General features: G+C 30.1%; 25 protein-coding genes. 20 read left to right on the top strand and 5 right to left on the bottom strand.

The window, feature by feature from the left end:
* The first annotated feature begins 23 nt into the window (after positions 1–23).
* From BN2920_RS13660 to BN2920_RS13585, 16 genes are all read left to right on the top strand, one after another.
* Positions 24–824, top strand: coding sequence for a class II aldolase/adducin family protein (locus BN2920_RS13660; protein ID WP_058295548.1), 801 nt, complete (start codon positions 24–26; stop codon positions 822–824).
* Positions 825–846: 22 nt separating this feature from the next.
* Entirely contained in the window at positions 847–1,323 is a 477-nt protein-coding gene (locus BN2920_RS13655) for a GlcG/HbpS family heme-binding protein (RefSeq protein ID WP_058295547.1), read from the top strand.
* On the top strand, positions 1,314–2,699 hold the full coding sequence (locus BN2920_RS13650) for an aldehyde dehydrogenase family protein (RefSeq protein ID WP_058295546.1): 1,386 nt from the start codon (positions 1,314–1,316) through the stop codon (positions 2,697–2,699). The genes BN2920_RS13655 and BN2920_RS13650 overlap by 10 nt, the downstream gene beginning before the upstream one ends.
* Positions 2,700–2,714: 15 nt before the next feature.
* Entirely contained in the window at positions 2,715–3,929 is a 1,215-nt protein-coding gene (locus tag BN2920_RS13645; protein WP_058295545.1) for a zinc-dependent alcohol dehydrogenase, read from the top strand.
* A 19-nt stretch (positions 3,930–3,948) separates the two neighbouring features.
* Positions 3,949–4,263, top strand: coding sequence for a BMC domain-containing protein (locus tag BN2920_RS13640; protein ID WP_058295544.1), 315 nt, complete (start codon positions 3,949–3,951; stop codon positions 4,261–4,263).
* Positions 4,264–4,324: 61 nt separating this feature from the next.
* Entirely contained in the window at positions 4,325–4,603 is a 279-nt protein-coding gene (locus tag BN2920_RS13635) for a BMC domain-containing protein (RefSeq protein ID WP_058295543.1), read from the top strand.
* A gap of 30 nt (positions 4,604–4,633) precedes the next feature.
* Complete coding sequence (locus tag BN2920_RS13630) at positions 4,634–4,912, top strand: BMC domain-containing protein (protein WP_058295542.1); 279 nt, start codon at positions 4,634–4,636, stop codon at positions 4,910–4,912.
* A 157-nt stretch (positions 4,913–5,069) separates the two neighbouring features.
* Positions 5,070–5,348: a BMC domain-containing protein gene (locus BN2920_RS13625; RefSeq protein ID WP_058296921.1), complete on the top strand. Its 279-nt coding sequence runs from the start codon at positions 5,070–5,072 to the stop codon at positions 5,346–5,348.
* Positions 5,349–5,373: 25 nt separating this feature from the next.
* Positions 5,374–6,021 (top strand): phosphate propanoyltransferase, encoded by a 648-nt coding sequence (pduL, locus tag BN2920_RS13620; RefSeq protein WP_058295541.1) that lies wholly within the window; start codon positions 5,374–5,376, stop codon positions 6,019–6,021.
* A gap of 12 nt (positions 6,022–6,033) precedes the next feature.
* Entirely contained in the window at positions 6,034–6,297 is a 264-nt protein-coding gene (locus tag BN2920_RS13615; RefSeq protein ID WP_058295540.1) for a EutN/CcmL family microcompartment protein, read from the top strand.
* A gap of 7 nt (positions 6,298–6,304) precedes the next feature.
* A complete protein-coding gene (locus BN2920_RS13610; protein WP_058295539.1) occupies positions 6,305–7,645 on the top strand; it encodes an SLBB domain-containing protein in 1,341 nt (446 codons plus the stop codon).
* Between the two features lie 87 nt (positions 7,646–7,732).
* Entirely contained in the window at positions 7,733–8,281 is a 549-nt protein-coding gene (locus tag BN2920_RS13605; protein WP_058295538.1) for a BMC domain-containing protein, read from the top strand.
* An 18-nt stretch (positions 8,282–8,299) separates the two neighbouring features.
* The gene (locus BN2920_RS13600) at positions 8,300–9,061 is read left to right on the top strand and encodes a DeoR/GlpR family DNA-binding transcription regulator (RefSeq protein ID WP_058295537.1); all 762 of its coding nucleotides are present in this window, start codon (positions 8,300–8,302) and stop codon (positions 9,059–9,061) included.
* A 112-nt stretch (positions 9,062–9,173) separates the two neighbouring features.
* Positions 9,174–10,637, top strand: coding sequence for a rhamnulokinase (locus BN2920_RS13595; RefSeq protein ID WP_058295536.1), 1,464 nt, complete (start codon positions 9,174–9,176; stop codon positions 10,635–10,637).
* 170 nt (positions 10,638–10,807) lie between these two features.
* Positions 10,808–12,613, top strand: coding sequence for an L-fucose isomerase (locus BN2920_RS13590; RefSeq protein ID WP_370468871.1), 1,806 nt, complete (start codon positions 10,808–10,810; stop codon positions 12,611–12,613).
* Positions 12,614–12,686: 73 nt separating this feature from the next.
* On the top strand, positions 12,687–14,783 hold the full coding sequence (locus BN2920_RS13585) for a methyl-accepting chemotaxis protein (RefSeq protein WP_058295534.1): 2,097 nt from the start codon (positions 12,687–12,689) through the stop codon (positions 14,781–14,783).
* A gap of 247 nt (positions 14,784–15,030) precedes the next feature.
* On the opposite strand, the gene BN2920_RS13580 is transcribed toward BN2920_RS13585, so the two are convergent.
* Entirely contained in the window at positions 15,031–15,519 is a 489-nt protein-coding gene (locus BN2920_RS13580; protein WP_058295533.1) for a cupin domain-containing protein, read from the bottom strand.
* 392 nt (positions 15,520–15,911) lie between these two features.
* Here BN2920_RS13580 and BN2920_RS13575 point away from each other — a divergent pair, with 392 nt between their 5' ends.
* From BN2920_RS13575 to BN2920_RS13565, 3 genes are all read left to right on the top strand, one after another.
* Positions 15,912–16,487 carry a manganese efflux pump MntP gene (locus BN2920_RS13575; protein ID WP_058295532.1) on the top strand — a complete coding sequence of 192 codons (576 nt, stop codon included), beginning with the start codon at positions 15,912–15,914 and terminating at the stop codon, positions 16,485–16,487.
* Positions 16,488–17,105: 618 nt separating this feature from the next.
* Positions 17,106–17,810, top strand: coding sequence for a response regulator transcription factor (locus BN2920_RS13570; protein ID WP_058295531.1), 705 nt, complete (start codon positions 17,106–17,108; stop codon positions 17,808–17,810).
* A complete protein-coding gene (locus BN2920_RS13565) occupies positions 17,800–19,587 on the top strand; it encodes a sensor histidine kinase (protein ID WP_058295530.1) in 1,788 nt (595 codons plus the stop codon). The genes BN2920_RS13570 and BN2920_RS13565 overlap by 11 nt, the downstream gene beginning before the upstream one ends.
* A 210-nt stretch (positions 19,588–19,797) precedes the next feature.
* Here BN2920_RS13565 and BN2920_RS13560 read toward each other — a convergent pair whose 3' ends face one another.
* Both BN2920_RS13560 and BN2920_RS13555 read right to left on the bottom strand, forming a co-directional pair.
* Positions 19,798–20,283, bottom strand: coding sequence for an IS66 family transposase (locus BN2920_RS13560; RefSeq protein WP_058295529.1), 486 nt, complete (start codon positions 20,281–20,283; stop codon positions 19,798–19,800).
* A 167-nt stretch (positions 20,284–20,450) separates the two neighbouring features.
* The gene (locus BN2920_RS13555) at positions 20,451–21,428 is read right to left on the bottom strand and encodes an acyltransferase family protein (protein ID WP_058295528.1); all 978 of its coding nucleotides are present in this window, start codon (positions 21,426–21,428) and stop codon (positions 20,451–20,453) included.
* Between the two features lie 678 nt (positions 21,429–22,106).
* On the opposite strand from BN2920_RS13555, the gene BN2920_RS13550 reads away from it, so the two are divergent.
* Positions 22,107–23,396, top strand: a complete 1,290-nt coding sequence (locus BN2920_RS13550) for an IS110 family RNA-guided transposase (protein WP_058295527.1) — start codon at positions 22,107–22,109, stop codon at positions 23,394–23,396.
* Positions 23,397–23,830: 434 nt separating this feature from the next.
* On the opposite strand, the gene alr is transcribed toward BN2920_RS13550, so the two are convergent.
* Both alr and pdxR read right to left on the bottom strand, forming a co-directional pair.
* On the bottom strand, positions 23,831–24,991 hold the full coding sequence (gene alr / locus BN2920_RS13545; RefSeq protein ID WP_058295526.1) for an alanine racemase: 1,161 nt from the start codon (positions 24,989–24,991) through the stop codon (positions 23,831–23,833).
* A gap of 209 nt (positions 24,992–25,200) precedes the next feature.
* Positions 25,201–26,700 (bottom strand): MocR-like pyridoxine biosynthesis transcription factor PdxR, encoded by a 1,500-nt coding sequence (gene pdxR / locus BN2920_RS13540; protein WP_058295525.1) that lies wholly within the window; start codon positions 26,698–26,700, stop codon positions 25,201–25,203.
* Positions 26,701–26,759 lie beyond the last annotated feature (59 nt).

Genomic DNA, 26,759 nt, shown 5'->3' with positions numbered 1-26,759 from the left:
GATTAAAAATAAGGAGGAAAAAAATGCAGAATGAATTTGAAATAAAAAAACAAATGTGCGAAATTGGAAAACGTATTTATAACCGCGGAATGGTAGCAGCAAATGATGGAAACATTTCTGTTAAGATTAGTGAAAATGAGTTTTTATGTACACCAACAGGAATAAGTAAAGGCTTTATGACCCCAGAATTTATTTGTAAGGTTGATATAGATGGAAACATATTATTTGCAAATAAGGGATTTAAGCCTTCATCAGAAATAAAAATGCATTTAAGAGTATATAAAGAAAGGCCAGATGTTAAATCAGTAGTGCATGCACATCCAATGTATGCAACAGGATTTGCAATTGCAGGAAGACCTTTAACACAACCTATTATGCCAGAAGCTGTAATTGCATTAGGATGTGTGCCAATAGCTAAATATGGAACACCTTCTACTGAGGAAATTCCTGATGCAGTATCTGAATATCTACAATATTTTGATGCAGTGCTTTTAGAAAATCATGGAGCATTAACTTACTCGGATTCATTAGAGGCAGCTTATATGAAGATGGAATCTTTAGAATTCTATGCTAATCTACTATATATTTCTGAGCACTTAGGAGGTCCACAGGAATTATCAGAGGAACAAGTTGAAAAATTATATGAAATAAGACGTCAATTTGGAATGACAGGAAAGCATCCTGCAAATCTATGTCCAAATACATTATCAGGAAAGCCAAGTTGTCATACTTGTGGTGGATCATGTAAATCTCATAATGAATCTGATAAAGGCTTAGTGACTGAAATTACAAAGAAAATAATGGATCAATTAAATCTTAGATAGAGTTTAGAAAAGAGGAAACAAGATGAATGAGGCCTATGTACAAAGCATGGTAGAAGAAACTATAAATAAATTTATAACTCCTAAGATGAATTTGTCAAAGGCAATTTTTCTAACAGAAAAGATAAAAGAAGAGGCAAAAAGAATAGGTGTATCAGTAGTTGTAGCTATATCAAATGAGGCTGGAAGGCCAATTGCGATTCAATGCATGGATGATTCATATATTGCTAGCTATGATGTTGCACTAAATAAATCATATACTGTAGTGGCACTTAAAATGTCCACATTAGAGCTAAAAAAATTAAGCCAGCCTGGATGTTCTTTATATGGAATTCAATTTACTAATGAAGGAAAAGTAGTTATTATTGGTGGCGGAGTTCCACTTTTTTATAAAGGAAAGTTAATAGGTGGATTAGGTGTTAGTGGAGGAACAGAAGAACAAGATAGTGCACTAGCAGAATATGGACAGAAATGCTTAGAGGAGGTTATGTTATGTCAGTAAATGAAGAGCAGATCAAGTCAATTATAGAAAATGTAATTGCAAATTTAGGTGTAAATAAAAATGAAAGTAAAGAGCCTGGATTATTTGATGATATGAATGATGCAATAAGAGCAGCAAAAGAAGCACAAAAAGTAATGCAAAAAATGCCATTGGATTTTCGTGAAAAGATTATAAATAATATTCGTAAGAAGACATTAGAAAATGCTGAAACTCTTGCAAAAATGGCTGTAGAAGAAACTGGAATGGGAAACGTTGGTGATAAAATATTAAAACATCAACTTCTTGCAGAAAAAACTCCAGGAACAGAAGATATTAAAACAGAAGCATGGTCTGGAGATAGAGGGCTTACATTAGTTGAAATGGGGCCATTTGGAGTAATAGGTGCAATAACACCTTGTACGAATCCTAGTGAAACTATTTTGTGCAATAGTATAGGAATGATTGCAGGTGGCAATACAGTTGTATTTTGTGCTCATCCAGCAGCAGTAAAAGTGTCAAACTTTGCAGTTAAACTTGTAAATGAAGCGTCAATTGAAGCTGGAGGTCCAGAAAATATAGTTGTTTCATTAAATAAACCAACACTAGAAACAAGTAATATAATGATGGAACATAAAGACATACCTTTAATTGCAGCAACTGGAGGCCCCGGGGTAGTAACTGCAGTACTTTCATCAGGAAAAAGAGGAATTGGTGCAGGCGCTGGAAATCCACCGGTATTAGTAGATGAAACAGCAGATATTCAACAGGCAGCTGCACATATAATAAATGGCTGTACTTTTGATAATAATCTTCCATGTATAGCTGAAAAAGAAGTTGTAGCTGTAGAAAAAATAATTGATGAATTAATTTATTATTTAAAAGAAAATGGTGGTTATATAATTTCTAAGGAGCAAGAAGAAAAGCTGATATCTACTGTATTAACATCTAATGGCCTTAATCGTAAATGTGTAGGCAGAGATGCTGCTACATTATTAAAAATGATAGGTGTTGATGCACCAGAAGGGACAAGATGTATCATTTTTGAAGGTGAAAAGGAACATCCATTAATTTCAGAAGAATTAATGATGCCTATACTTGGTGTTGTTAGAGCAAAAAATGTAGATGATGCAATTGAAAAATGTGTATGGCTTGAACATGGAAATAGGCATTCAGCACATATACATTCTAAAAACGTTAACACATTAACTAAATATGCTAAAGCAATGGATACTGCAATTTTAGTTAAAAATGCACCTTCATATGCAGCACTTGGCTTTGGAGGAGAAGGTTTCTGTACATTTACAATAGCAAGTAGAACAGGAGAAGGATTAACATCTGCAAACACTTTTACAAAGCGTAGAAGATGTGTTATGTCAGATAGCTTATGTATTAGATAAAAGGAGGGAAAAGAAATGACTAATATTGATATAGAGCAAATTGTAAAGCAAGTTTTAGAAGGAATGGCAACAGAAAGTACAGGATGCAAAAATGGAGCATGTAAATGTAATGAATCAGCTAATTCAATTCCTAAAACAAGTCGTGTTGCTATGCTTACAGAATTAGAGCATTATGAAATAAAAGAATATCCAATTCCTGAACTGGGGGATGATGACATTTTAGTAAAGGTAGAGGGATGCGGTATTTGTGGAACTGATGCTCATGAGTTTAAAAGAGATCCATTTGGATTGATACCAGTAGTATTAGGTCATGAAGGTACTGGTGAAATAGTTAAAATGGGAAAAAACGTAACAAAGGATAGTGCAGGGAAACCATTAAATGTTGGAGATAAAGTTGTATCTTGTATGATATTTAAGGATAATCCTGAAATCACAATGTTTGATTTAAATAAACAAAATGTTGGTGGCGCTGATGTTTATGGTTTACTTCCTGATGATGATGTTCATTTAAATGGATGGTTTGCAGATTATATTGTAATACGTGGAGGTTCAACAATATTTAATGTAAGCGATTTAGATTTATATTCAAGAATATTAATAGAACCATGTGCAGTATTAATTCATGCAGTTGAGAGAGCAAAAACAACAGGAATTTTAAGATTTAACAGCAGAGTAGTAGTACAAGGCTGTGGACCAATTGGATTAATTTGTATAGCTGTATTACGCACAATGGGAATAGAAAACATTGTTGCAGTAGATGGAGAAGAAAAAAGGCTTGAATTTGCTAAAGAATTAGGCGCTGGAAATGTTGTTAATTTCAAAGACTATAAAGGAAATGAAGCCCTATCAGAAGGCGTTAAAGAAGCATTTGGTGGATACTTATCTGACTTTGCATTCCAATGTACAGGTTCACCAATAGCTCATGCAAACATATATAAATTCATAAGAAATGGTGGAGGACTATGTGAATTAGGATTCTTCATAAATGGTGGTGATGCAACAATTAATCCACACTTTGATATTTGCTCTAAAGAAATAACAGTAGTTGGATCATGGGTATACACATTAAGAGATTATGCTACAACTTTTGATTTCTTAAAGAGAGCTAAAGGAATTGGACTTCCAATAGAAAAACTTATTACACATACGTATTCCCTAGATAAGATTAATGAAGGCCATGAGACTAATCTTGCCATGAAAGGTTTAAAGATTGCAATAATTAATCAATAAAACATAGGAGAGTAAACATATGGCAAATGCTGTAGGAATGATAGAAGTATTTGGGTTAACAGCAGCTTTTGTAGCAGCAGATGCTGGATGTAAAGCTGCAAATGTTAAAATTGAAACTTTTGATAGAAATAAACCTGCAAATGCAGATGAGCTTCCGGTTCCACTTATTATTATGGTGAAATTTAGAGGAAGTGTAGAGGATGTTAGAGCAGCCATTGAAGCAGCAGAAGAGGCAGCAAAGGGAGTAAGTGGTGTAATATCTAAGTACGTAATTGCAAGACCGGAAGATTCAACAGAAAAGATGTTAAGAATAAGTGGACTTGATAAAAATTAAGAAAAGTAAATATTAAAACTCATATAAAAATAAAATTAATAATAATTAGGAGGAATTTAAAATGGCACAAGAAGCATTAGGAATGATAGAAACAAGAGGATTGGTAGCAGCAATAGAAGCAGCAGATGCAATGGCAAAAGCAGCAGAAGTTGTATTAATAGGAACAGAAAAAATAGGATCAGGATTAGTATCTGTTATGGTACGTGGAGATGTTGGAGCTGTTAAAGCTGCAACAGAAGTAGGAAGTCAAGCAGCTGCAAGACTAGGAGAATTAGTTGCAGTTCATGTAATACCAAGACCACATGCAGATGTAGAAAAAATACTTCCAAGTATAAAATAAACAAACTTCTTTGAAGAAAAGGAGAATGCTATGAAATCATTAGGCTTTATCGAAATACAAAGTGTAACAGCTGCAATAACTGCCTTAGATACCATGTGTAAGACAGCAGATGTTGAATTTGTTACCTGGGAAAGAAAATTAGGAGGAAGACTTGTAACAATAATTATACAAGGCGAAGTAGCGGCAGTTAAACAAGCAGTAGAAACAGCAGCAAAGAATGCGCTAAAGCCATGTATTCATGCGGTGATACCTAATCCACATGAAGAGATAAGAAGAATAGTAGCACTAAGTGCACAAAAAATAAAATAATACCAAAGAGGTGTATTATATTATGGCAGATAGTAAGAAACCAGATAAAACAGAAGAAGTTAATACTGATGTAGTAAATAATAAAGAGCAAGTAAAAGAAAAGGCTCAGGATAAAGAAGTCAAAAAAGAAAAGTCAAATAATAAGGAGGAAAAAAGAATGACACAACAAGCATTAGGAATGATAGAAACAAGAGGATTGGTAGCAGCAATAGAGGCTACAGATGCAATGTTAAAGGCTGCTAATGTAGAATTAGTTGGAACAGAAAAGATAGGATCAGGATTAGTATCTGTTATGGTACGCGGAGATGTAGGAGCAGTTAAAGCAGCAGTAGAAGCAGGTGCAGATTCGGCTTCAAGATTAGGAGAATTAGTTGCTACTCATGTAATACCAAGACCACATACTGATGTAGAAAAAATACTTCCTTCTATTAAATAGTACTTAGAAAGCGCAGGTGGAAAAGGTGGACGAAAAAATCCTTGGATTGATTACAAAAATAGTTAAAGAGACATTAGAAAAAGAAGAAGCAGTTTCAAAGGATTATATGGTTCCAATAGGGGTGTCAGCAAGACATATTCATTTAGCACAAGAGCATATTGAAATATTATTTGGACCTGGCTATCAATTAACAAAAAAGAAGGATTTAATGGGTGGACAATTTGCAGCAAATGAACAAGTTACTATTGTAGGAACAAAACTTAGAGCAATAGAAAATATTAGAGTTTTAGGCCCTGCAAGAAGTAAGTCCCAAGTAGAGGTGTCTCAAACTGACACCTTTAAGCTGGGAATTAAAGCACCAATCCGTGAATCAGGCAATATAAAAGGATCAGCACCTATAGCAGTAGTTGGACCTAAAGGAACAATTTATTTGGATGAAGGTTGTATTGTAGCAAAACGCCATATACACATGTCTCCTAAAGATGCTATTTCAGCAGGAGTAGAAGATGGAGATATTGTTGCAGTAAGAGTAAATAATGATAGAGAAACAGAATTTCATAATGTACTAATTCGCGTTGATGAAAGTTTTACATTAGAGATGCATATTGATGCAGATGAAGCAAATGCAGCAAATGTTTCTAAAGATGCTTATGGAATACTTGTTAAAGTATAAAGAAGGTGCAAAATGATAGTGGGAAAGATTGTCGGTAGTGTAGTAGCGACAAGAAAAAATGATAAATTAGTAGGATCAAAATTTATGATTGTTGAGCCTATAGACAATATGCCAACTAAATATCGTATGGTTGCTGTTGATAATGTAGGAGCTGGAATAGGTGAAATAGTGCTTATAGCTACTGGAAGTGCTGCTCGTATAGGATGTAATATGGAAGATGCACCAGTTGATGCAGCAATTGTTGGAATCATAGATGATGGAATAGGATTGGAGTAGATGTACAATGGATATATTGGAATTGAAAGAAATTATGCAAAATAATGGTATTGTGGGTGCGGGTGGTGCTGGATTCCCTTCTTACGCAAAGTTAAATGATGGCATTGATATTATTATATTAAATTGTGCAGAATGTGAGCCGTTACTTAAACTTCATCAGCAACTATTAGCTTTAAAGGCAAGTGATATAGTAAATGCATTAAATCTAATTGCTGAAATTGTAGGAGCAAAAGAAGTTGTCATTGCAACAAAAGAATGCTATGCAAAGACAGTAGAAGCTGTACAAGAGGTTATAGAAGCAAGAAAATTCTATGCCAAAACTCGAATTTCTTTCCTTCCTGAAATATATCCAGCGGGAGATGAAATCATCACTATTTATGAATCTACTGGAAGGATTGTTGAGCCTGGTAAATTGCCATTATCTGTAGGGGTTATCGTATATAATGTAGAAACTGTCTATAATATATATCAAGCATTATTTGAAAATAAGCCAGTTACACATAAGTATATAACAATTGCTGGAGAAGTAAATGAACCTAAAACAATAAAGGTTCCAATTGGAATTACTTTTGATGAAGTAGTAAATCTTGCAGGAGGATCAACAATAGAGAATCCGGCATATGTTCATGGTGGACCTATGACTGGAAAGTTAGCTAAAGGAATTGATGTCATTACAAAGACATCTAATGGAATATTGGTTTTACCACAAGATCAGTATATAGTTAGAAAAAAGAATCAAAATATAGCAATTAGTGTTAAACAAGCAAAATCTGTATGTTGCCAATGCAATCGATGTACAGAAATGTGCCCAAGAAATATGATTGGATATCCAATTGAACCACATACAGTAATGAAAAATCTTATGTTTGTTAATAAAGCAGATGTAAAATCATCTTTAAATACATTTTTCTGCTCTCAATGTGGAATTTGTGAAATGTATGCTTGTGAGCAGAGTTTATCCCCTCAAATATTAATAAGTGAATGTAAAACACAATTAAGAAATAATGGTATTGCAGCTCCTAAAGATATTAAGCTTTCTAAAATGAATGAATTAAGAAAAGCAAGAATGATATCAGTAGAGCGTTTAACAGCAAGACTAGGTCTTTCGAAATATGATAGAGCAGCACCTTTAAGCATAGAAGAAATTAGCACAAAGCAAGTAAAAATAAAATTAAGTCAACATATTGGAGTACCTTCTATACCAGTAGTAAAAAAAGGAGCTTTTGTAGAAGAAGGTCAGCTAATTGCAAAGGTTAAAGAAAATAGTCTGTCAGTGCCTTGTCATTCATCTATGGCTGGAATAGTATTGGATGTAAATGAAAAATATATTATAATAGGTAGAAGATAATTAGAGTTATAGTATGAAAAGGGACAGATTGAAAATATAAATATAATAAATATTTAACTGCAGTAACAATGCGGGCAGGAGGTAAAGATGGGAAAAGCAATTGGAATGGTTGAATACTTAACAGTATCAACAGGAGTTCAAGCTGCTGATATGATTCTGAAAACTGCTAAAGTATCTATAATAGAAGCTAAAACAGTCTGTCCAGGAAAATATATTATCATATTCAGTGGAGAATTAAGTGCAGTAAATGCTTCAATAGAAGCATCAAAAAATGTTCATGGTGAAAAACTTATAGACAGCTTTCTTTTAGGAAATCCACATGAATCTATATTTCCAGCAATTTATGGAGCAGTAGAAATTAAGAATAAGAGAGCCCTTGGGGTCTTAGAAACTTTTTCGGCATCATCAATTATAGTTGCAGCCGATGAGGCAGCTAAAACATCTGATGTAGAGCTTATAGAAGTAAGAATAGCCAGAGGAATGAGCGGGAAATCTTATCTTATGTTAACAGGAGATATAGGAGCTGTAGAAGCTGCAATTAAAAAAGCTTCAGCTGTAGTTGGAAAAAATGGAATGCTTTTAGATAGCTCTATAATGGCAAACCCAGACGAAGGACTCTGGAATACTATTTTATAAGGTGTAGGAGAAATCAATATGTTGGCGATAGAAAGAAGAAATGAAATTTTATCTAAATTAAGAGAAGAAAAGAAAGTATTAGTTGGTGACTTGAGTAAGTATTATAAAGTGACAGAGGAAACAATAAGAAGAGATCTTGATTTATTAGAACAAAAAGGTCTTGCAAAGAAAACTTATGGTGGAGCAGTTTTAGTAGATGATTTAAAGGAAGATTTACCATATAACGTTAGAAAACAAACTAATATTAAGCAAAAAAAGATAATTGCTGAGCTGGTTTCAGATATGATTCAAGATGGAGAACATATTATGTTAGATGCCAGCAGTACAGCACTATATATTGCAAAAAGTATACGCGATAAAGAAAATATAACTATTATCACTAATTCTTTAGAGGTTATGATAGAACTAGCTGATAAAAAAGGATGGAGAGTATTATCAACAGGAGGTCTTATGAAAGAAGGCGCCTTAGCACTTATTGGACCACAAACTGAGAAGATGATTGATAACTTTCATGTTGATAAAGCCATTATCTCATGTAAGGGAATAGATAAAAATATAGGAATTACAGATTCCAATGAAGCTGATGTTGAAATTAAAAAGCATATGATAAATGCTGCAAAAGAAGTGATATTAGTTGTAGACAGCGCTAAATTTGATAAAATATCATTTATTAAAATGGAGAATTTCTCAAATATTGATTATATAGCAACAGATACAAATCCATCTGAGGAATGGCATGATACATTTGAGAGAAATGGTGTAAAGCTTAAAACAAAGTAAATATATATTTTAAAAAGTAAATTATTATACTTTCTAAGTAAGATATTAAATGGTAAACATAAAATATTGTTAGTAAAATAATCTTATAATAAATTGAGAAGGTGGTGAGTTTGTGGAAAAGAGGATATTGGCATTTGATTTTGGAGCTTCAAGTGGACGCGCAATGATAGGAATTTATGATGGCGATACTATTAAATTAGAAGAAATTCATCGTTTTTCTAATGATCCTGTTACAGTAAATGATGTTATGTATTGGGATACACTTCGTTTATTTCATGAAATTAAGCAGGGAATTATAAAAGCAAAGAATTCAGGGGGATTTGATAGTATTGGTATTGATACCTGGGGGGTTGATTTTGGTCTTTTAGATAAGAATGGAAACCTCTTAGAAAATCCTATTCATTATCGTGATAAAAGAACACAGGGCATGCTTGAAGAAAGTTTTAAAAGAATATCTAAAGAAGAATTCTATAGGATTACAGGAAATCAGTTTATGGAGATAAACACAGCCTTTCAATTATTGTCAATTGTAAAAGAAAGACCAGACATAATTGAGAGAGCAGAAACACTTTTAATGACGCCAGATTTATTTATTTATATGCTGACTGGCGAAAAGTGTACAGAGTATTCTATTGCATCTACAAGTCAACTATTAGATGCAGGTAAAAAAACTTGGTCAGATAAGATAATAGAAGCTTTAGATATACCTAGAGATATATTTACGGAAATAGTCCCAAGTGGAACAATTGTTGGACAACTAAGTGATTCTATAAGCAAAGAGCTTGGAGTTGATAAAGTAAATGTAGTAGCTGTTGCATCACATGATACCCAGAGTGCATTACTTTCAGTTCCAACGGAAGAAAAAGATTTTATTTTTTTAAGTTGTGGGACATGGTCTTTAATTGGAACAGAACTAGATTATCCAATTATAAATGAAAAGTCAGAAAAATATAACATAACAAATGAAGGCGGATATGAAGGAAAGACCACATTCTTAAAGAATATTATAGGTCTTTGGCTCATTCAAGAGTCTAGAAGACAATGGATAAGAGAAGGAAAAGAATATGGCTTTGGAGATTTAGAAGTGTTAGCATCTAAATCACAGGAGCTAAAATGTTTTATAGATCCTGATGCACCTGAATTTGTGCCTCAAGGAGATGTTCCTAAACGTATTCAAGAATATTGTTCTAGAACTAATCAGTTTATACCAGAAACAATTGGAGAAATTGTTCGCTGTATAGATGAGAGTTTGGCTTTAAAATATAGAAAAGCATTAGAAGAAATAGAAGATTGTACAGGAAAGCATTATGATACGATTTATATGGTGGGAGGAGGAACTCAAAGCAGACTATTATGCCAGTTAACAGCAAATTCTTGTGGCAGAAAAGTAGTAGCGGGGCCAATAGAAGCTACAGTTTTAGGAAATTTAGTTTTACAGCTTATGGCTACAAAAGAAATTGATGGGCTTCAAAGGGCGAGAGATATAATTGCTAAATCTCAAAATATTGAAGTATATGAACCACAAAATGTTGAAGAGTGGAATAATGCTTATAAAAAATTTTTAGATATCATTTAGATATTAAAATAATACAGCACTGTATAATAGAATTTCTGAAAACGAATTCAAAAAAATAAAAAAAGCTTTACTCATATATACCATAAAAAATATACCCAAATAAGATTAAACAAATCTATTTACCATAATTAAATTGAAAAATGATAATTAAATAAATAATTTAAATTTATATGAAAAGGAAGGTAATATTTATGATGTATCCAAAAATAGGAATTAGACCTACAATAGACGGAAGATGGGGAGGAGTTAGAGAAAGTTTAGAAGTACAAACTATGGGAATGGCAAAAGCAGCAGCTGAATTAATTTCTTCTCAATTGAAGTATCCAGATGGAACACCTGTACAATGCATTATATCAGAAACAACAATAGGTAGTGGTGCTGAAGCTGCAAGATGTGCTGAACAATTCTCGACAGAAAACATTTGTGCTACTTTAACAGTTACACCTTGCTGGTGCTACGGATCAGAAACATTTGATATGAATCCTAACACTATAAAAGCTGTATGGGGATTTAATGGAACAGAAAGACCAGGAGCTGTATATTTAGCAGCTGTTTTAGCAGCACACGCTCAAAGAGGAATTCCTGCTTTCTCAATTTATGGTCATGATGTTCAAGATATGGACGATAAAACTGTTCCGAAAGATGTGGCTGAAAAAATATTAAAATTTGCAAAATGTGCAGTTGCTGTTGGAATGATGAAAAATAAAGCTTACGTTAACATTGGTAGTGTATCTATGGGGATAGCTGGATCTTTCTGTGACCCAGTATTATTCCAAAAATACTTAGGAATGAGACCAGAGTGGGTAGATATGACAGAAATAATTCGTCGTATTACATTAGGTATTTATGATGAAGAAGAATATGAAAAAGCGTTAGCATGGACTAAAGAACATTGTAAAGAAGGATTCGACTGTAATGAAGGAAAGGATCTTCCAGAAATAATTAAAAAATCTAAAGTTGTTCCAGCTGATAAAGATTGGGAATTTGTCACTAAAATGACTATGGTTGTTAGAGATATCATGTATGGAAATCCAAAATTAGATGAAATGGGATGGCATGAAGAAGCATTAGGACGCAATGCTATTGCAGGAGGATTCCAAGGTCAAAGAATGTGGACAGACTGGTTACCAAATGGAGATTTCATGGAAGCTATTATGGCATCAACTTTTGACTGGAATGGACCAAAGAGACCAACACCATTTGCAACTGAAAATGATACTTTAAATGGAGTGGCAATGCTATTAGGTACATTAGTTTCAGATAAAGCACCTTGCTTCCATGATGTAAGAACTTACTGGAGTGCAGATGCATGTGAAAGAGTAACTGGTAAGAGACCACAAGGAACAGCAGCAGAAGGATTTATACATCTAATAAATTCAGGAGCTACTGCATTAGACTGTACAGGAGCAGCTAAGAATGAATCTGGTGAAGGTTGTATGAAGTCATGGTGGGATATGACTGAAAGTGATATTGATGCTTGTACAGATGCAACAGATTGGTGTCGTGCAAATTATGAATATTTTAGAGGCGGCGGATTCTCTTCTCACTTTAAAACACAAGCTGAAATGCCTGTAACAATGCTTCGTGTAAATATTGTAGAGGGAGTAGGACCTGTAATTCAAATAGCAGAAGGAAAAACCGCTGTATTAGAAGATGAGGTTCATAATACATTAGATGTAAGAACAGATCGTACATGGCCTACAACATGGTTTGTACCAGACTTAACAGGTGAAGGCGCATTCAAGGATGTATATAGTGTTATGGCTAACTGGGGAGCAAATCATGGAGTAACAGTGTATGGACATGTTGGTGCTGAATTAATTACATTAGCTTCTATGCTTAGAATACCAGTATCTATGCATAATGTATCAAATGATAGAATATTCAGACCACATAGCTGGGCAGCGTTTGGAACAGAGACACCAGAAGCTTCAGACTATAAAGCATGTGCAACTTACGGACCATTATATAAGTAATACTAAAGCCACAAGCCATTTTTTCTTAGGTTTGTGGCCTTTCTAAATTATTACAAAATAGGAGTAATTCTGTATGAAAAGAAAGATACACTTCAAAAATCATGAAGAAAAGTTTAAAATGGGTTCATTAACTTGTCGCATAAGGAGCATTAGAGTAAAATTAATAATTGCGTATTCTCTACCAATAATATTATTTATTAGTTTTGGAATATTTTCATATAAAAAAGCTTCAGAAATAATAGTTGAAAATTATAAGCAGGCAAATATGAACATGATTGAAAAAACAGGGGATTTTTATAAAATACTATTCCAAACAGCAGATAGTAAGTCTCAGCAATTTTCAAGTTACTCTGATGTACGCAATTATTATAGTGGATTGTATAAAAATGATCCTAAAATAGAAAAAGAGATATTCTTAGAGATTAATGGAAAAGCAATCAGTGAAACCATATCAGATAAAAATATTAATACAATATCAGTTTTATCGCCATATGGACAATTAATAACATCAAATGGTCAGATAAAAAAAGAAGCGTATGAAAAATATATAAGTACAGAAGATGGAAGTCTAGTGAGTGGTATGAAAGGTAACGCAATATGGAGAGGTGATAATTATCTTTTAGATGAAGAGCTAAATATACCTAAAAAACAATATGGTATTACAATTAGCAGGCAAATTATGAATAATCAGATGAAGTCTGTTGGTATTCTTATAGTTAGCATAAAAAGTGAATCCTTAATAGCGCCATTGGAAAGTATAGATCTTCCTAAAGGCAGTAAGTGTGCATTTGTTACACCTGATGGACGAGAATTTACATCAGAAGGAGAAAATGGAACTAATGATTTTTTTGGACAAAAATATTATAAGGATTCTTTAGAAAGTGAAGAATATAAAGGAATACGCCAGCTAAATTACAATGGTGAAGAGTATCTTTACATGCATTATAAAGTTGAAGACACTGGATGTATGTTAGTTACTTTAATCCCAAAGGCTGAAATCATAAAGCAAGCAGATGAAATAAAAAATATGACAATTATAATTGTTATAATTGCTACTTTAATTGCAGTTATTGTTAGTTTCATTTTAGCTAATGGGATTGGACGTGAAATACATAAAGTGACTAATACAGTAAAGAAAGTATCAGAAGGTGATTTAACTGTTAATTGTAGTACAAAGAGAAAAGATGAATTTAGTTTATTATCTAAAAATATTATGGAAATGCTAAAAAGTATAAAGAAATTAATTCATCAAACTAGAGATGTATCAAATTTAGTTATAGGATCGTCAAAATCATTGACAAATGCATCAGTTAAATTGGTTGAATCATCTAAAGATATTACAGGAATAATTGAAGAGATGGATAATGGAATAGGACGACAGGTAGAAGATGCAAAAGTATGTTTAAATAAAATGGAGAACCTTGGAGAGAAGATTACAAATGTAAATGAAGGCACTATAAAAATATCTGAGTTTGCAGCAACGACTAAAGAAATCGTAAGTGAAGGAATATTAACAATTAAAGAACTTGTAAATAAATCTGATGAAACTTCAAAAATAACAAATAGTGTTATTGAGAATATTGAAAACCTAGAAAAAGAATCATTTTTCATTAGAAGTATTATAGATACTATTAATTCAATTGCAGAGCAAACTAATTTATTAGCATTAAATGCATCTATAGAAGCAGCAAGGGCGGGAAGTGCTGGAGATGGATTTGCAGTTGTAGCAGAAGAGGTTAGAAAACTGGCAGAGGAATCATTAAATGCATCTAATAGGATTAGTGAAATTATAAATGGAATTAATTCTCTTACACAAAACACTGTAGATACTGCAAAAAGAGCGGAAAAGATCATGATTTCTCAAGATGAGGCATTACAAAAAACAATAGAATCTTTTAAAGATATTACAAATCATGTAGAAGATTTAACAAGTGATATAGAAAAAATTTCATTGCGTATTAAAGATATTGAAAAAACAAAAAATGAGACTGAATATGCTATTGGAAATATCTCAAATGTAATAAGAGAAACCGCAGAAGCTTCTTCAAAAGTTCAAGAATCAGCTGACTCTCAATTAAGTGAAGCAGAATTTTTAAATATTTCTGCAGAAGAATTAAGAAAGTATTCTGAAGAGTTACAAGATGCCATTAATAGCTTTAAAATTAATTAAATACTATGTTTAATGCATATGAGAAAAAGTAGACCTTAAATATTTAATTAATATATATGTTTCAATAATAAAATTGCATTTAAGATGTTTACAGCCTAAGTAAATACCAGAATACAAAATGTAGAAAACTAATTGAAACATATATAATAAAAATAGATTTTTGATTTAAGAGAGTACTAAGAATAATTAATTATAAATTTTAATTAATCCCTATGAAAATCAAACTAGAGGTTCATAGGGATTTTTCCTATTCTGATTTAGTTAATTTTAATATAGTTTCTTTGTGTTCAGGATAACGTGATAATAATTCTTTTTGATTAACTATTTTAAAATGATCATATATAAATCCTGGAGCAACCATGTTTCCTACAAGACAAAATCCTTCTTCTTCCATAATAGATCCAAATATATAACCTTTTGGAACTAAAACTTGTGGAGTCTCACCATTATCAATATTAAGACCAAGCTTTGATACTGTAAGTTTACCTTCTGGAGAAATCATATATATATTAAGCGAATTTCCAGCATGATAATACCAAAGCTCATCTTCCTCAAGGATATGTAACCTTGAAACATCACCTTGTTCAAGCAAGAAATAAATACTTGTCCAAAGCTTTTGATTATCATTATAGTTATCTTCAGATGATAAGCATTCATTAAAGTATCCACCTTCAATATGTGGTTTAAGATTTAATTTATCTATAAAGTATTTAGCATCTATTTTATTTTTACACATAATTTTCACTCCTTAAAATATAACTTATGTGAACTATTATATATTAATATATTGACATATACCAATAATTTTATTATTATTAACTTTATGATAAGGGAGTAGTTGGCACGAATGTGTAATAAGACCAACATACTGATAGATGTATTCTATCTGGTTTTATTTTAAATAATGAGACTTATCTATAGCTTTTTATGTTTATATGGCTATAGATAGGTCTCTTTTTATGTGGAATTATAATATTTTAAGAATTTGAGAATTATATAAAGTGTGCAACTTATCTATAATATAAAAATATATTTATAGATAAGTATATAGAATCATAATAATAATTTAAGTTAAAGTCGCTTACGAAACTTTATTATAAAATAATACATAAAAGGAGCATTATAAAAATGAGTGTGGTAGAATTATTTATTTTAGCGGTAGGTCTTTCGATGGATGCATTTGCAGTAGCAATATGTAAAGGTCTGTGTATGAGGAAAGTTACAATCAAAAAAGCAGGAATAGTTGGATTATATTTTGGATTATTTCAGGCTGGTATGCCAATGATAGGTTATATATTAGGAAGTCAATTTAGTGATAAAATTTCAAGTATTGATCATTGGATAGCTTTTATACTTCTTAGTTTAATAGGAATTAGCATGATTAAAGAATCTTTAGAAAAGGAAGAAAAAAGTGAATGCAAAACAGAAGAGGAAGAATTAAGCTTCAAAAATATGAGTATATTAGCTGTAGCAACAAGCATAGATGCATTAGCAGTTGGGGTAACATTTGCTTTTCTTAAAGTAAACATAATCCCTGCAGTATCATTCATAGGAATTACAACTTTAGTTTTATCAATGATAGGTGTAAAAATAGGAAATATTTTTGGAGTTAAATATAAATCTAAAGCAGAACTTGTAGGTGGAATAATTTTAATTCTAATGGGAATAAAGATTCTTTTAGAACATTTAGGAATACTAGAATAAAATTTAGAATGGGATGCTATTGCACATAGAATATTCCTAGAATAATTTAATAGATACTAGATAGGGAAGTAATCATATGAGTGATAGAGACAGTGTTTCAAAAATAAGCAATATAAAAGGTTAAAGTAACATTTATGATAAAAGTAATTTGTGTAAAAAGAATATTATATACAGAATGGAATTTCTATAATCAAAAAGGCTCATCAAAAATAGTAATTTAATGAAAAATAAAAAATATGAAAAAAACTTATTAGATGATGATAAACATAGAAATTGATTTTTTTAGTGATATACAGAAAAATATAGAAAGAATAAATCAGAATTATTTTAGAGTTGAAATAAATGCTAGCAAATCAAAAGGTTGTTAATGCAATACAAAGGGTTATGGAAAGTTAGTAATTTATTAAGGTGAGAATTTAGAAATACTGCAGATATCAAGTTGTAAAATATTCAATTATATGTTGAAGCTACAATAATATCTGCAGTTTTTTTATGTAAAAAAAAATTTTCAAAATATCCTAAGTATTATTTTACTTAGGATATTTTGAAAATACAAAAAGGACACAGAAAATACAGATTATGCTATTATTATATTTATATGAAGGGGGAAGGCATAATATGGGCTATAAAATTTTACTGGTAGAAGATGAAATTAGAATGCAAGAAATTATAAAAGACTACTTTAATGCAAAAGGTTGTGAAGTTATATGTTCATATGATGGTGAAGAAGCATTAGACATGTTTGAAGAAAATAGTTTTGATTTAATTCTTTTAGATGTTATGATGCCAAAATTAAATGGATTTTCTGTATGCAAAAAAATCAGAACAAACATTGATAATATCTACAATAAAAAAGATATTCCTATTATTTTTATCACAGCTAAAAGTGAGGAAGATGATAATTTGTATGGATATGAAATTGGGGCAGATGATTATGTTACAAAACCATTTTCACTTAATATTTTATATGCTAAATGCATTACACTTATTAAAAGATATAAAGGCATAAATAATGAAGAAAAGCTATATGCAAATGAAATATGCGTTGATATAGCTAAAAATAAGGTATTTATAAATAATGAAGAAGTAAAGCTTCCAAAGATGGAATATGACCTGCTTTACTACTTTATTTTAAATAAGAACAGAATTATAAAAAGAGAACAACTTCTTATAAAGTTTTGGGGATATGATTTTGATGGAAATGATAGAGTATTAGATACACATATTAAAAAGCTAAGAAATTCTTTAGGACATGCTTCAAAATATCTCCATACTATTATAAAAGTTGGATACAGATTTGAGGTGAATAGTGATGAAAGCTGATAAAACATTTAAAAGTATATTTATTAGAACAGGCTGCATGTTTTTGTTATTTTACGTTGTTATGATGAGCATAGTGACTGTTGCTTATTATAAAATTAAAGTAAACAAAAATAACTCACAAATTTCTCTAATGGTAAATAATTTGAATTCAAGTATCATAGAAAATATAAATGATTATGAATATTCAAATGCCATAGAAAATGCAGAAGAATATGATAAAGATAAGATAAATTTGATGACAGAGTTAAGACGAAGTATGACATATAGTCTATTTTGGGCTAGTCAAAAAAATTATTCAAAGGCATATTTGTATGATAATAAAGGGAATTTACTTGCAAAAAGTGGTGAATACTTATTTATAAGTGAAGATGTACCTACAAATAGCTCTAGAGTGTGGAATAGATATCGATATATTGATTTAGAAAAGAATTTTTCTAAAAATGAATTAATAGAATTGTACAAGATGCAGGAAGAGGAGTCTCAAGACCAAACGCAGACAATGAAAAAGACAGAAAGTGATGAGTTTATTGATTATTGGCTTGGTGCAAAGACAGGTAATATGTATGTTAATGAAAGCGAATTAATTCCAAAAAATATATATATCTATGCAATGAAATGGAAAGAAGAATCAAAAGATATGTATGGACCTATATCTAGGTGGGGAGTCAAAAACTATAGTTTTGATATAGATAATGCTGAAAAACTAAAAATATACGATAAGGAAGTTGATTATCCTCTTAATATAAGTTCAAATATGGCATCAAAATTTAGAAATAGCGACGAAAAATTTGTAAAAGTAGAATCAAATGCTTTTTATGATAAGTTATTTAAAAGATATTCACAAGTAAAAGAACCAAGTGGGCATGAACTAGTTAAACAGGCTGATAAAAATGGTAATTTATTTTTGTACAATAAAAATAAAAAGTTTTTTAAAATAAAAGATGAAACAGTAAACACATTAAGATTAAATGGAAAAACATATTATACAGCTGTGGAGTCATTATATTATCCATTAGAAGATATATTTCCACAACTATTATTCTTATATATATCTATATTTATCATAATAGGGATTTTAACAATTATATTATCAAAGGGCTTATACAAAATATATGAAAAACAAATTCAACTAGAGAAAAATAGAAGAGAACTTACAAGTTCAATAGCTCATGAATTAAAAACACCACTTGGAATAATAAAAGCATATAGTGAAAGCATTAAAGAAAATATTTCTGAAAGGAAAAGAGATTATTATTTAGATGTTATAATTGATGAAACGGATAAAATGGACAAACTTGTATTAGAAATGCTTGATTTATCAAAGCTTGAGTCCAGAGCATATGAATTAAAAAAAGAAGCTTTTTGCATAAATGAGTTATTTTCTAAGATTTTAAAGAAAAACGAAAAATTATTAAATGATAAAAATATAAAAATAAATTACAAAAGTGATGAAATATATGAAATAGAAGGTGACTATTTTAGACTTGAACAAGTAATAGATAATTTACTTTCTAATGCAATGAATCATGCAAAAGAAAAGATAAATATTACTATTGAAAACAGAGTTGTGATTATTGAAAATGATGGTGAGCATATAAGTGAAGATAAAATAAATTTAATTTGGGATATGTTTTATAAAGAAGATGAATCAAGAGAACGCAGTGAAAGACGAAGTGGAATTGGACTAGCTATAGTAAAAAATATTTTAGAACTTCATAATATGGAATTTGGTGCTCTTAATACTGAATTTGGGGTGAAGTTTTGGTTTAAAATATAATAGGTCACTGGTAGTTATTGAATTAAAGGGAAATATTAAGGAAGTAATTATGTAAGCGTCAAAGAATCGACACGTAGCGGTAGTATAATTTAAGTGATAAAATAAACCCAACAGAAAAACTTATAGGGAATGTAGATAGATTTGTGTAAAACAAATCTACTACATTCTCACATTCTCAACTTATATTCTCTGTTCTTTAAAAAAATAACTCTAATTTATATATTTAAACTGCTTAAGTTGACGACATTGAACGCGCAGTTCATATGGAATGTTTTCAGACCATGGCATACATTTTTCTAGTATGTCCCTTTCCTTAATTTTTGAATTTGCAAACATTCCAAATAAATATACTAGATACTTTTCCACTGATAAGCCATTGGCTTTAGCCGTTTCAGTAATGCTATAAAGTACTACACTTGATTTTGCACCTTTTGCTGTCTTGGAAAACATCCAGTTTTTTCTGCCAATTACAAATGGCTTTATAGCTCTTTCAACTGCATTATTATCAATTTCAAGATATCCATTTGTCAAAAAAGTTTTCATATATGGCAACAAATTTTGAGCATATGCAAGAGCTTTGCCTAATTGACTTTTAGGAAGGGCATTAACAGCTTTTGCTGCTCCTATTTCAATTATTATGTTAGATCTATCGGCTGGAACTACAGTGATTTCACTTCTTACTCTTTCTTCTCTCATTCAAATAAACCTCCATTGTTAAAATCTATGTCAATTTTAGCAATAGAGGTTTACATTTATCTATCCGTTAATTTTTTACGCTTACGGATGAAGAAAAATTTAATGTAAGTAAATAATGTTAAAGAGGATACATCAAAACACTTAATTCTGATGTATCCTCTTTAACATTATTTATGTTGCGCAATCCCAACAGAGAGAACATTATTTAAAGAATTAGAAATAAGTTTTGAGGAAAAAATCAAAACAACCAATAATGTAATTAGGATCATTGCAATTATTATATTAAAGTTTGTATGAAAAATACCAAAATTAAAATATTTTTGTAAGAACTTTATCACAAAACCGTGTAATAAGAATATTGACATTGAGTTCGTCCCAGCTTTTGTGATGAACTTAATGTTCTTATTTGGTAAAATTATTAAAATAAAAACAGAAAAGATTATGGCTACTATATATGAAGCACATCTTATTATGAAATTGTAATTGAAAGCTTCATAAGGATTTGAGCCAAAGAGCCAATTTTTATCAATTGAATTACAGAATAAATAAAGTAATATAGTAAATATAAATGTTAAAAAAACAGAAATATAAACTATGTTATTATTTTTTTTGAGTTTATTAAAATCAAATCGGCTGATTCGGAAGTAGTAACCTAAAAGAAAAAAAGGGAAAAGAGATATTGTTCTAGATAAACTCAAATAATGTCCAATAGAGTTATCATATCCAACTGCTAAACCAATTATAAAAGATATAAAAATTACCTTAATATTAATTTTCTCAAAAAACTGAATGATTATATTAAAGCTTGATACTGAAAGGAGATACCATAAGATCCAATAAGGAGTTGTAAAAGTAAAAGTAACATCATTATGTAATATATATCTTTCAAATAATATATACAGACATTGAAATAAAATGTATGGAAAAATTAAATTATGTAGAATTTTTTTATTATTTTTGCATGCAAAGTATCCAGAACAAAAAATAAATAAAGGCATATGAAAGGAATAAATTAATATATAAATAAAATCCAAACTATGAATATATAAGAAAGGCTCAATTATATGACCTAGAACGACTAAGGTTATTAATAGACCTTTTACATTATCAAAATAAGGAATTCTTTTTGTATTTTCTTTAGACATAGTACATTTCTCCAATTAAAATTTAATATATTTTACGCATTAGTATTTAACCGCCTTAAATAGTTTAGTACTAATGCAGTATGATTGCAAATGAAAAAATAATATTAAAGCTTTACAATTTGTTAAGAATTTATGAAATTTTTAACAAATTGTAATAATAAAAAATCGCCAAGGCGACTATGATATAGTCTTCTATAAAAATGCAAATCAAATAGAATACAATAGCTTTTATAAAACGTAATCCTTTAAGCCGTCGATTTTTTCAGCGCACTCTGGATTTTCTGAGCTTGCCGAAGAAAAGGCCAGGCGCATATAATTTATTTTTTATTCTTTAGGAACTATGCATTAGTCTATTGCAATATTTTTTTTAATAACTTATCCACAGATTGTCCGTCAATATAATTTCCTCGTATTTGAAAATACTAAATCCATAGACGAATATTTAAGTCTATATGGTGAAAGTCTAACTAGTGAAAATTTAATATTTGAATAGAGATATTGATGTTAATTTCCTGGGAGCATATGCATACCCGTTGTTTAGACTGTCATCTCATTCAATAGATTCTATAAGTAACTGGTTGGATTTTTAATATTAGTAGAATTATCCGAATAACAAACGAGGATATAGTCTATTGAATTTAAATGAGACCTCTATTCAAGCTAAAGGAGACATGATTTATGAATAATTTCATTAATAACTTCGTTGTCGGAGTAGATATATCTTCTAAATCTTCTGTTATAACTATTTTGATGCCCGGCGGGGAATCCTATGGGAAAAAATTAAACATAACTAATGATTTAAAAGGATTCACTGAACTTTTAATTACTTTAAAGAAAGTTGAAAAACAATTTTCAAAAAGACCTGAAATTTTTATGGAATCTACTGGATTATACCATATTCCACTTTATAATTATTTCAGTAAAAACAGCTATAAGTGTTATATTATAAATCCAATACATACTAAGAACTTTGCAAAACAAAGTATACGAAAAGTAAAAAACGACAAAGTCGATTCATTGAGAATTGCGCAATTAGCACAATCCCCAATGTTTTCAACTGAATCTGTTTTTGATGAAAATACTTTCTTATTGAAAAAACTATGCCGAGAATATGATTCTTTAGTTAGCAATGCTGCTCAATACAAAAAGAAAGTTAATTCATTACTCAATTTAGTATTTCCAAAATTTAATGAAATATTCAGTGATGCATTTAGTCCAGTTCCGCTTGCTCTCTTATCTAAATATCCAACCTATGTTGATTTTTTATCTGCTACTAAATCAGATGTTATTACTCTTATAACATCAACTGTAAATCATTCTACAGAATGGGCTGATAAACGATACAATTTACTCTTTAAATTTGCTAAAGAAGCTGAATTATTAAAATTACCTGTAGATTGTCTTGGAATAGAAATTGTTTGTTTCATTAATCTAATCTACTCATTTAAAACTGCTATTAATAAATTGAAAGAAGAAATCCTTAAATTTTCTGTGATTATACCAGGATTCAAGGAAAATGTTGAACTATTATGCTCGCATCCTGAAGTAGGGCAAATAAGTGCTACAATTCTCTTAGCTGAAATCGGAAACATAAAAAACTTTTCAAATGCAAAAAAGCTTGTTGCATTTCTAGGCGTTGACACGTCGGTATCTCAGTCTGGTGCTTTCACAAGCACGCATAATAAACTTACAAAACGTGGTTCCAACTTAGCTAGAAAAGTATTATATAATTTATCACTTGCATCAATTAAAAGTTTCCGAAACGGAGTCCCTGCTAATCCTGTTTTACTTGCATATTATAAAAAGTTAACTACATCTAAAGCAAAGAAAATAGCTATCTGTGCTATAATGCACAAATTAATAAACCATTTTTTTGCTATATTGAGAGATAAAAAAACTTTCGAACTCAGACTACCTGAAACTCATAAAAAGCTATATCTAGAAAGACATTTAGAAATAGTTATTTAGTGTATAATTTTTGATTTTATCTTGTCCATCATTCGTAAAATAATAATGGTTTATTAAGTATACCTTTTTTAAAAAAATAATTTTTTAAAATTTCAATTTTTTTGTATAACTGGTCTAAAGAAAAAAAGTGACTTCGCCACGCTTTATACGTAAAATATAAACCCTAACACTATAAAATAAGCAATTACTCAAACACATTTTTAAATAAGAAGCCACTTTTTTTACCCATGCAAAAGGTTCCAAAACTTGCTTTTGGGTTCTTTTGCGAGACTATAATTTATTTTTTAACATATTTAACTATCTAAGTTATAGAAAAGATCTATTCTTAAGGCTTTTGCTATGATAAAAATTTTATACTTTCCTACATGTTAAAAAATAACCAAAATACAAGGCCATTGCAGCCATCTTATTTTGGTTAATATTTTATAAGAAATTTATATACAGTTTTTTATATCAACTATTTTGTTATCTTTAATATAAACCCTAGGGACTCTATCTTTTATCATACAAAGAACTTCATAATTTATTGTATTAAGAATTTTAGCCATGTCATCAGCATTAAATTTTAAATCACCATCTTCACCAAGAAGAATAACTTCATCATTAATATTTACATCACCACAATCTGTAACATCAATCATGAATTGATCCATGCAAACATTCCCTATAACAGGTGCAAATTTTCCATTTACAATAACTTTTCCTTTATTAGAAAGAGCACGAGAATATCCATCAGCATATCCTATTGGAATGGTTGCAATTTTAGTTTTTCTTGTTGTTTTAAAAGTTCTGTTATAGCTTACACACATATCTTTATCTAATTCTTTAACATGAACAATTTTTGCTTTTAATGTTAAAGCAGGTTTCAATGATAAATTTTTAAAATTAACTTCATTAGAAGGGTAGTAACCATAAAGAATTATTCCAGCCCTTACGCAATCTAAATAAGTTTCAGGTGAGTCAATAATAGCACCACTGTTAGACGTATGCTTTAAAGGAATATTTATTCCCATCTTAGTCAACTTATCTGTAAAATCTTTAAATTTAGAAAATTGCATATGAGTGTATTCTTTGTCAGCTTCGTCAGCAGAAGAAAAGTGGGTAAATATTCCTACAGCTTCCAATCCGTCTAAAGAGCATATTTCTTTAACTTCTTCTAAGCTTTTTTCATTTGGAAGAAAGCCTATTCTTCCCATACCGGTATCAAGTGCAATATGAATTTTAGCTTTTTTATTAGACTTTAAAGCTATATTAGATAATTCTTTAGCATAGTCTAAATCATATACAGTTTGTTCAATATCATATTTTATTAAATCTTCACCTAAATATAATGGAGTAAAACCAAGGATCATTATAGGTGCAGTAATATTGTTCTTTCTAAGTTCTATCCCTTCACTAAGAACTGCAATGGCAAGTCTTGTAGCACCATTTTCTAGTAAAGTTTTAGACACATCTACAGCACCGTGACCATAACAGCTAGCTTTAACAACAGCCATTATTTCTTTAGTTTTAGCTAATCTTTTTATATTTTTCATGTTATAAGCTATTTTATCCAAATCAATTTCTGCATATGCAGCTCTAAATATGTTTTTCATTTATATCGCCTCTCAATTGTCATAATTCTTCTAAAAATTTTATTGATTAGTAATTTTTTATTAAGCTCTTATTCAAGCTGTTGAATTTAAAACAGCAATTTGTAATACGTGTTTATTTTAATGTATTCTACAATAAGTATAAAGAACCACTAATTTTTCATTTCATAAAAATAGTGGTTCTAAAAAGAACTTTATAGTTAAAAATTCTTTTATTTATTATCACTAGATTTAGTGAGATTATTCTCCAAGATGCGTATATTTTTGCTAATAATTTTTATACCTGTAATTATATCTTCATCTGATACTTTTCCAAAGCCTATTCTAAAAGTATTAATACCATCTATGCTTAAGCCATTAGTGTCATAAAAGTCTTTATAAAAAATATCTCCAGGCATAAATAGAACATTATCATTATAACAAAGTTCCAAAAGTTCTCTTGCATTTAGATTATTTTTTAATTTAATGAAAACATGAAGGCCACCTTCACCCAAAACAGATTCATAAGGAATATGTTTTTCGATCATTTCCATAACTAAGTTATATTTATCTTTATAATATTTTCTCACATTTTTAATGTGTTTATTAAAAGAACCATTTTTTAAGTAATAATAAAATGTACTTTGATCTAGAAAGGATGAATGAATATTTATACCACGTTTCACGCTTTCCAAAGTTTCAATTAATTGAGCATCACCGTGTATCCATCCAATTCTAAGTCCAGGAAAAAGAATTTTTGATAAACTGCCAATATATACAACACCGTTTCCTTCTCCAGAAAGTGAAGCAATTGGTTCAATAGGAGAACTAGAATAAAGAAGTTCTTCATTAAAACCATCTTCAATTATTGGAACAGAGTATTTTCTAAATAGGTTGTAAATTTCCTTTCTTCTCTTAACTTTAGTAACGATACCGGTTGGATTATTGTATGAAGGAATTAAATAGCCAAATTTTACATTATTATTTTCTAATGTATTCTCAAGTTGTTTTAAATTCATACCTTCTGCATCTAATTCAACTTGAATTATTTCAAGACCAAGACTTTTCATTATTTTAAGTGCAGTATTATGTGTTGGTTTTTCACATACTATAATATCATTTGTACTTGTTAAGGAGCTTAGTATCATATGAAGAGCTTCTGTAAATCCATTTGTAATTAATATGTCTTTATTTATAGAATTTACTCCTTTATCTTCCATATAAGAGAACAGATAATCAATAAGAGGCTTGTAACCCTTAGCATATCCGTAATTTAAAAGATTAGGGCCTTCATAAGCAAATGCATCTAAAAAGCATCTTTTAAAATCATCTAAATTAAATAAACTGCTATCAGGTGCAATAGATTTAAATGAAATCATGTTTTTTTTATATGGAAGTTCACTTTTTATTATGTCTAGATGCTTTAAGGAATAAGCATACTTGTTAAAAGATTTAGAATAATCTATAAAGTATTCATGACTATTATTTCTACCTTCAGCTAGCACAAAGGTTCCAATACCACGTTTTGTGGCAATAATATTTTCACTTTCAAGTTCTTCATAAGCTGCAATAACTGAATTTCTGCTTATACTTAAAAATTTAGATACTTCTCTTGTTGAAGGAAGTTTACTATCTTTTTTTAAATCACCTTTATTTATGCTATCTATAACATGATTTTTTATTTGAATATATATCGGTTCATTTTTATTTAGTTTTAAATTAGAAAAAATCACAAAACCACCTCATTTTGTTTTATGAAAATTATTATAACAATTTTTATGTTATTAGGAAA

Origin of the sequence: Clostridium neonatale (genome assembly GCF_001458595.1) — a bacterium.
In the GTDB taxonomy this organism is placed as follows: Bacteria; Bacillota; Clostridia; order Clostridiales; family Clostridiaceae; genus Clostridium; species Clostridium neonatale.
The sequence above is the reverse complement of the archived record's forward strand: the minus strand, read 5'-3'. Positions and strand labels throughout refer to the sequence as shown.

What these genes read in the sequence shown, in the direction of transcription:
- BN2920_RS13630 (WP_058295542.1), top strand. Translation starts at nt 4,634, where the DNA reads ATGAAATCATTAGGCTTTATCGAAATACAAAGTGTAACAGCTGCAATA.
- BN2920_RS13575 (WP_058295532.1), top strand. Translation starts at nt 15,912, where the DNA reads ATGAGTGTGGTAGAATTATTTATTTTAGCGGTAGGTCTTTCGATGGAT.
- BN2920_RS13550 (WP_058295527.1), top strand. Translation starts at nt 22,107, where the DNA reads ATGAATAATTTCATTAATAACTTCGTTGTCGGAGTAGATATATCTTCT.
- BN2920_RS13645 (WP_058295545.1), top strand. Translation starts at nt 2,715, where the DNA reads ATGACTAATATTGATATAGAGCAAATTGTAAAGCAAGTTTTAGAAGGA.
- alr (WP_058295526.1), bottom strand. Translation starts at nt 24,991, where the DNA reads ATGAAAAACATATTTAGAGCTGCATATGCAGAAATTGATTTGGATAAA.
- BN2920_RS13605 (WP_058295538.1), top strand. Translation starts at nt 7,733, where the DNA reads ATGGGAAAAGCAATTGGAATGGTTGAATACTTAACAGTATCAACAGGA.
- BN2920_RS13655 (WP_058295547.1), top strand. Translation starts at nt 847, where the DNA reads ATGAATGAGGCCTATGTACAAAGCATGGTAGAAGAAACTATAAATAAA.
- BN2920_RS13625 (WP_058296921.1), top strand. Translation starts at nt 5,070, where the DNA reads ATGACACAACAAGCATTAGGAATGATAGAAACAAGAGGATTGGTAGCA.
- BN2920_RS13560 (WP_058295529.1), bottom strand. Translation starts at nt 20,283, where the DNA reads ATGAGAGAAGAAAGAGTAAGAAGTGAAATCACTGTAGTTCCAGCCGAT.
- BN2920_RS13610 (WP_058295539.1), top strand. Translation starts at nt 6,305, where the DNA reads ATGGATATATTGGAATTGAAAGAAATTATGCAAAATAATGGTATTGTG.
- BN2920_RS13600 (WP_058295537.1), top strand. Translation starts at nt 8,300, where the DNA reads ATGTTGGCGATAGAAAGAAGAAATGAAATTTTATCTAAATTAAGAGAA.
- BN2920_RS13590 (WP_370468871.1), top strand. Translation starts at nt 10,808, where the DNA reads ATGAAAAGGAAGGTAATATTTATGATGTATCCAAAAATAGGAATTAGA.
- BN2920_RS13555 (WP_058295528.1), bottom strand. Translation starts at nt 21,428, where the DNA reads ATGTCTAAAGAAAATACAAAAAGAATTCCTTATTTTGATAATGTAAAA.
- BN2920_RS13570 (WP_058295531.1), top strand. Translation starts at nt 17,106, where the DNA reads ATGGGCTATAAAATTTTACTGGTAGAAGATGAAATTAGAATGCAAGAA.
- BN2920_RS13650 (WP_058295546.1), top strand. Translation starts at nt 1,314, where the DNA reads ATGTCAGTAAATGAAGAGCAGATCAAGTCAATTATAGAAAATGTAATT.
- BN2920_RS13660 (WP_058295548.1), top strand. Translation starts at nt 24, where the DNA reads ATGCAGAATGAATTTGAAATAAAAAAACAAATGTGCGAAATTGGAAAA.
- BN2920_RS13635 (WP_058295543.1), top strand. Translation starts at nt 4,325, where the DNA reads ATGGCACAAGAAGCATTAGGAATGATAGAAACAAGAGGATTGGTAGCA.
- BN2920_RS13580 (WP_058295533.1), bottom strand. Translation starts at nt 15,519, where the DNA reads ATGTGTAAAAATAAAATAGATGCTAAATACTTTATAGATAAATTAAAT.
- BN2920_RS13585 (WP_058295534.1), top strand. Translation starts at nt 12,687, where the DNA reads ATGAAAAGAAAGATACACTTCAAAAATCATGAAGAAAAGTTTAAAATG.
- BN2920_RS13615 (WP_058295540.1), top strand. Translation starts at nt 6,034, where the DNA reads ATGATAGTGGGAAAGATTGTCGGTAGTGTAGTAGCGACAAGAAAAAAT.
- BN2920_RS13640 (WP_058295544.1), top strand. Translation starts at nt 3,949, where the DNA reads ATGGCAAATGCTGTAGGAATGATAGAAGTATTTGGGTTAACAGCAGCT.
- BN2920_RS13565 (WP_058295530.1), top strand. Translation starts at nt 17,800, where the DNA reads ATGAAAGCTGATAAAACATTTAAAAGTATATTTATTAGAACAGGCTGC.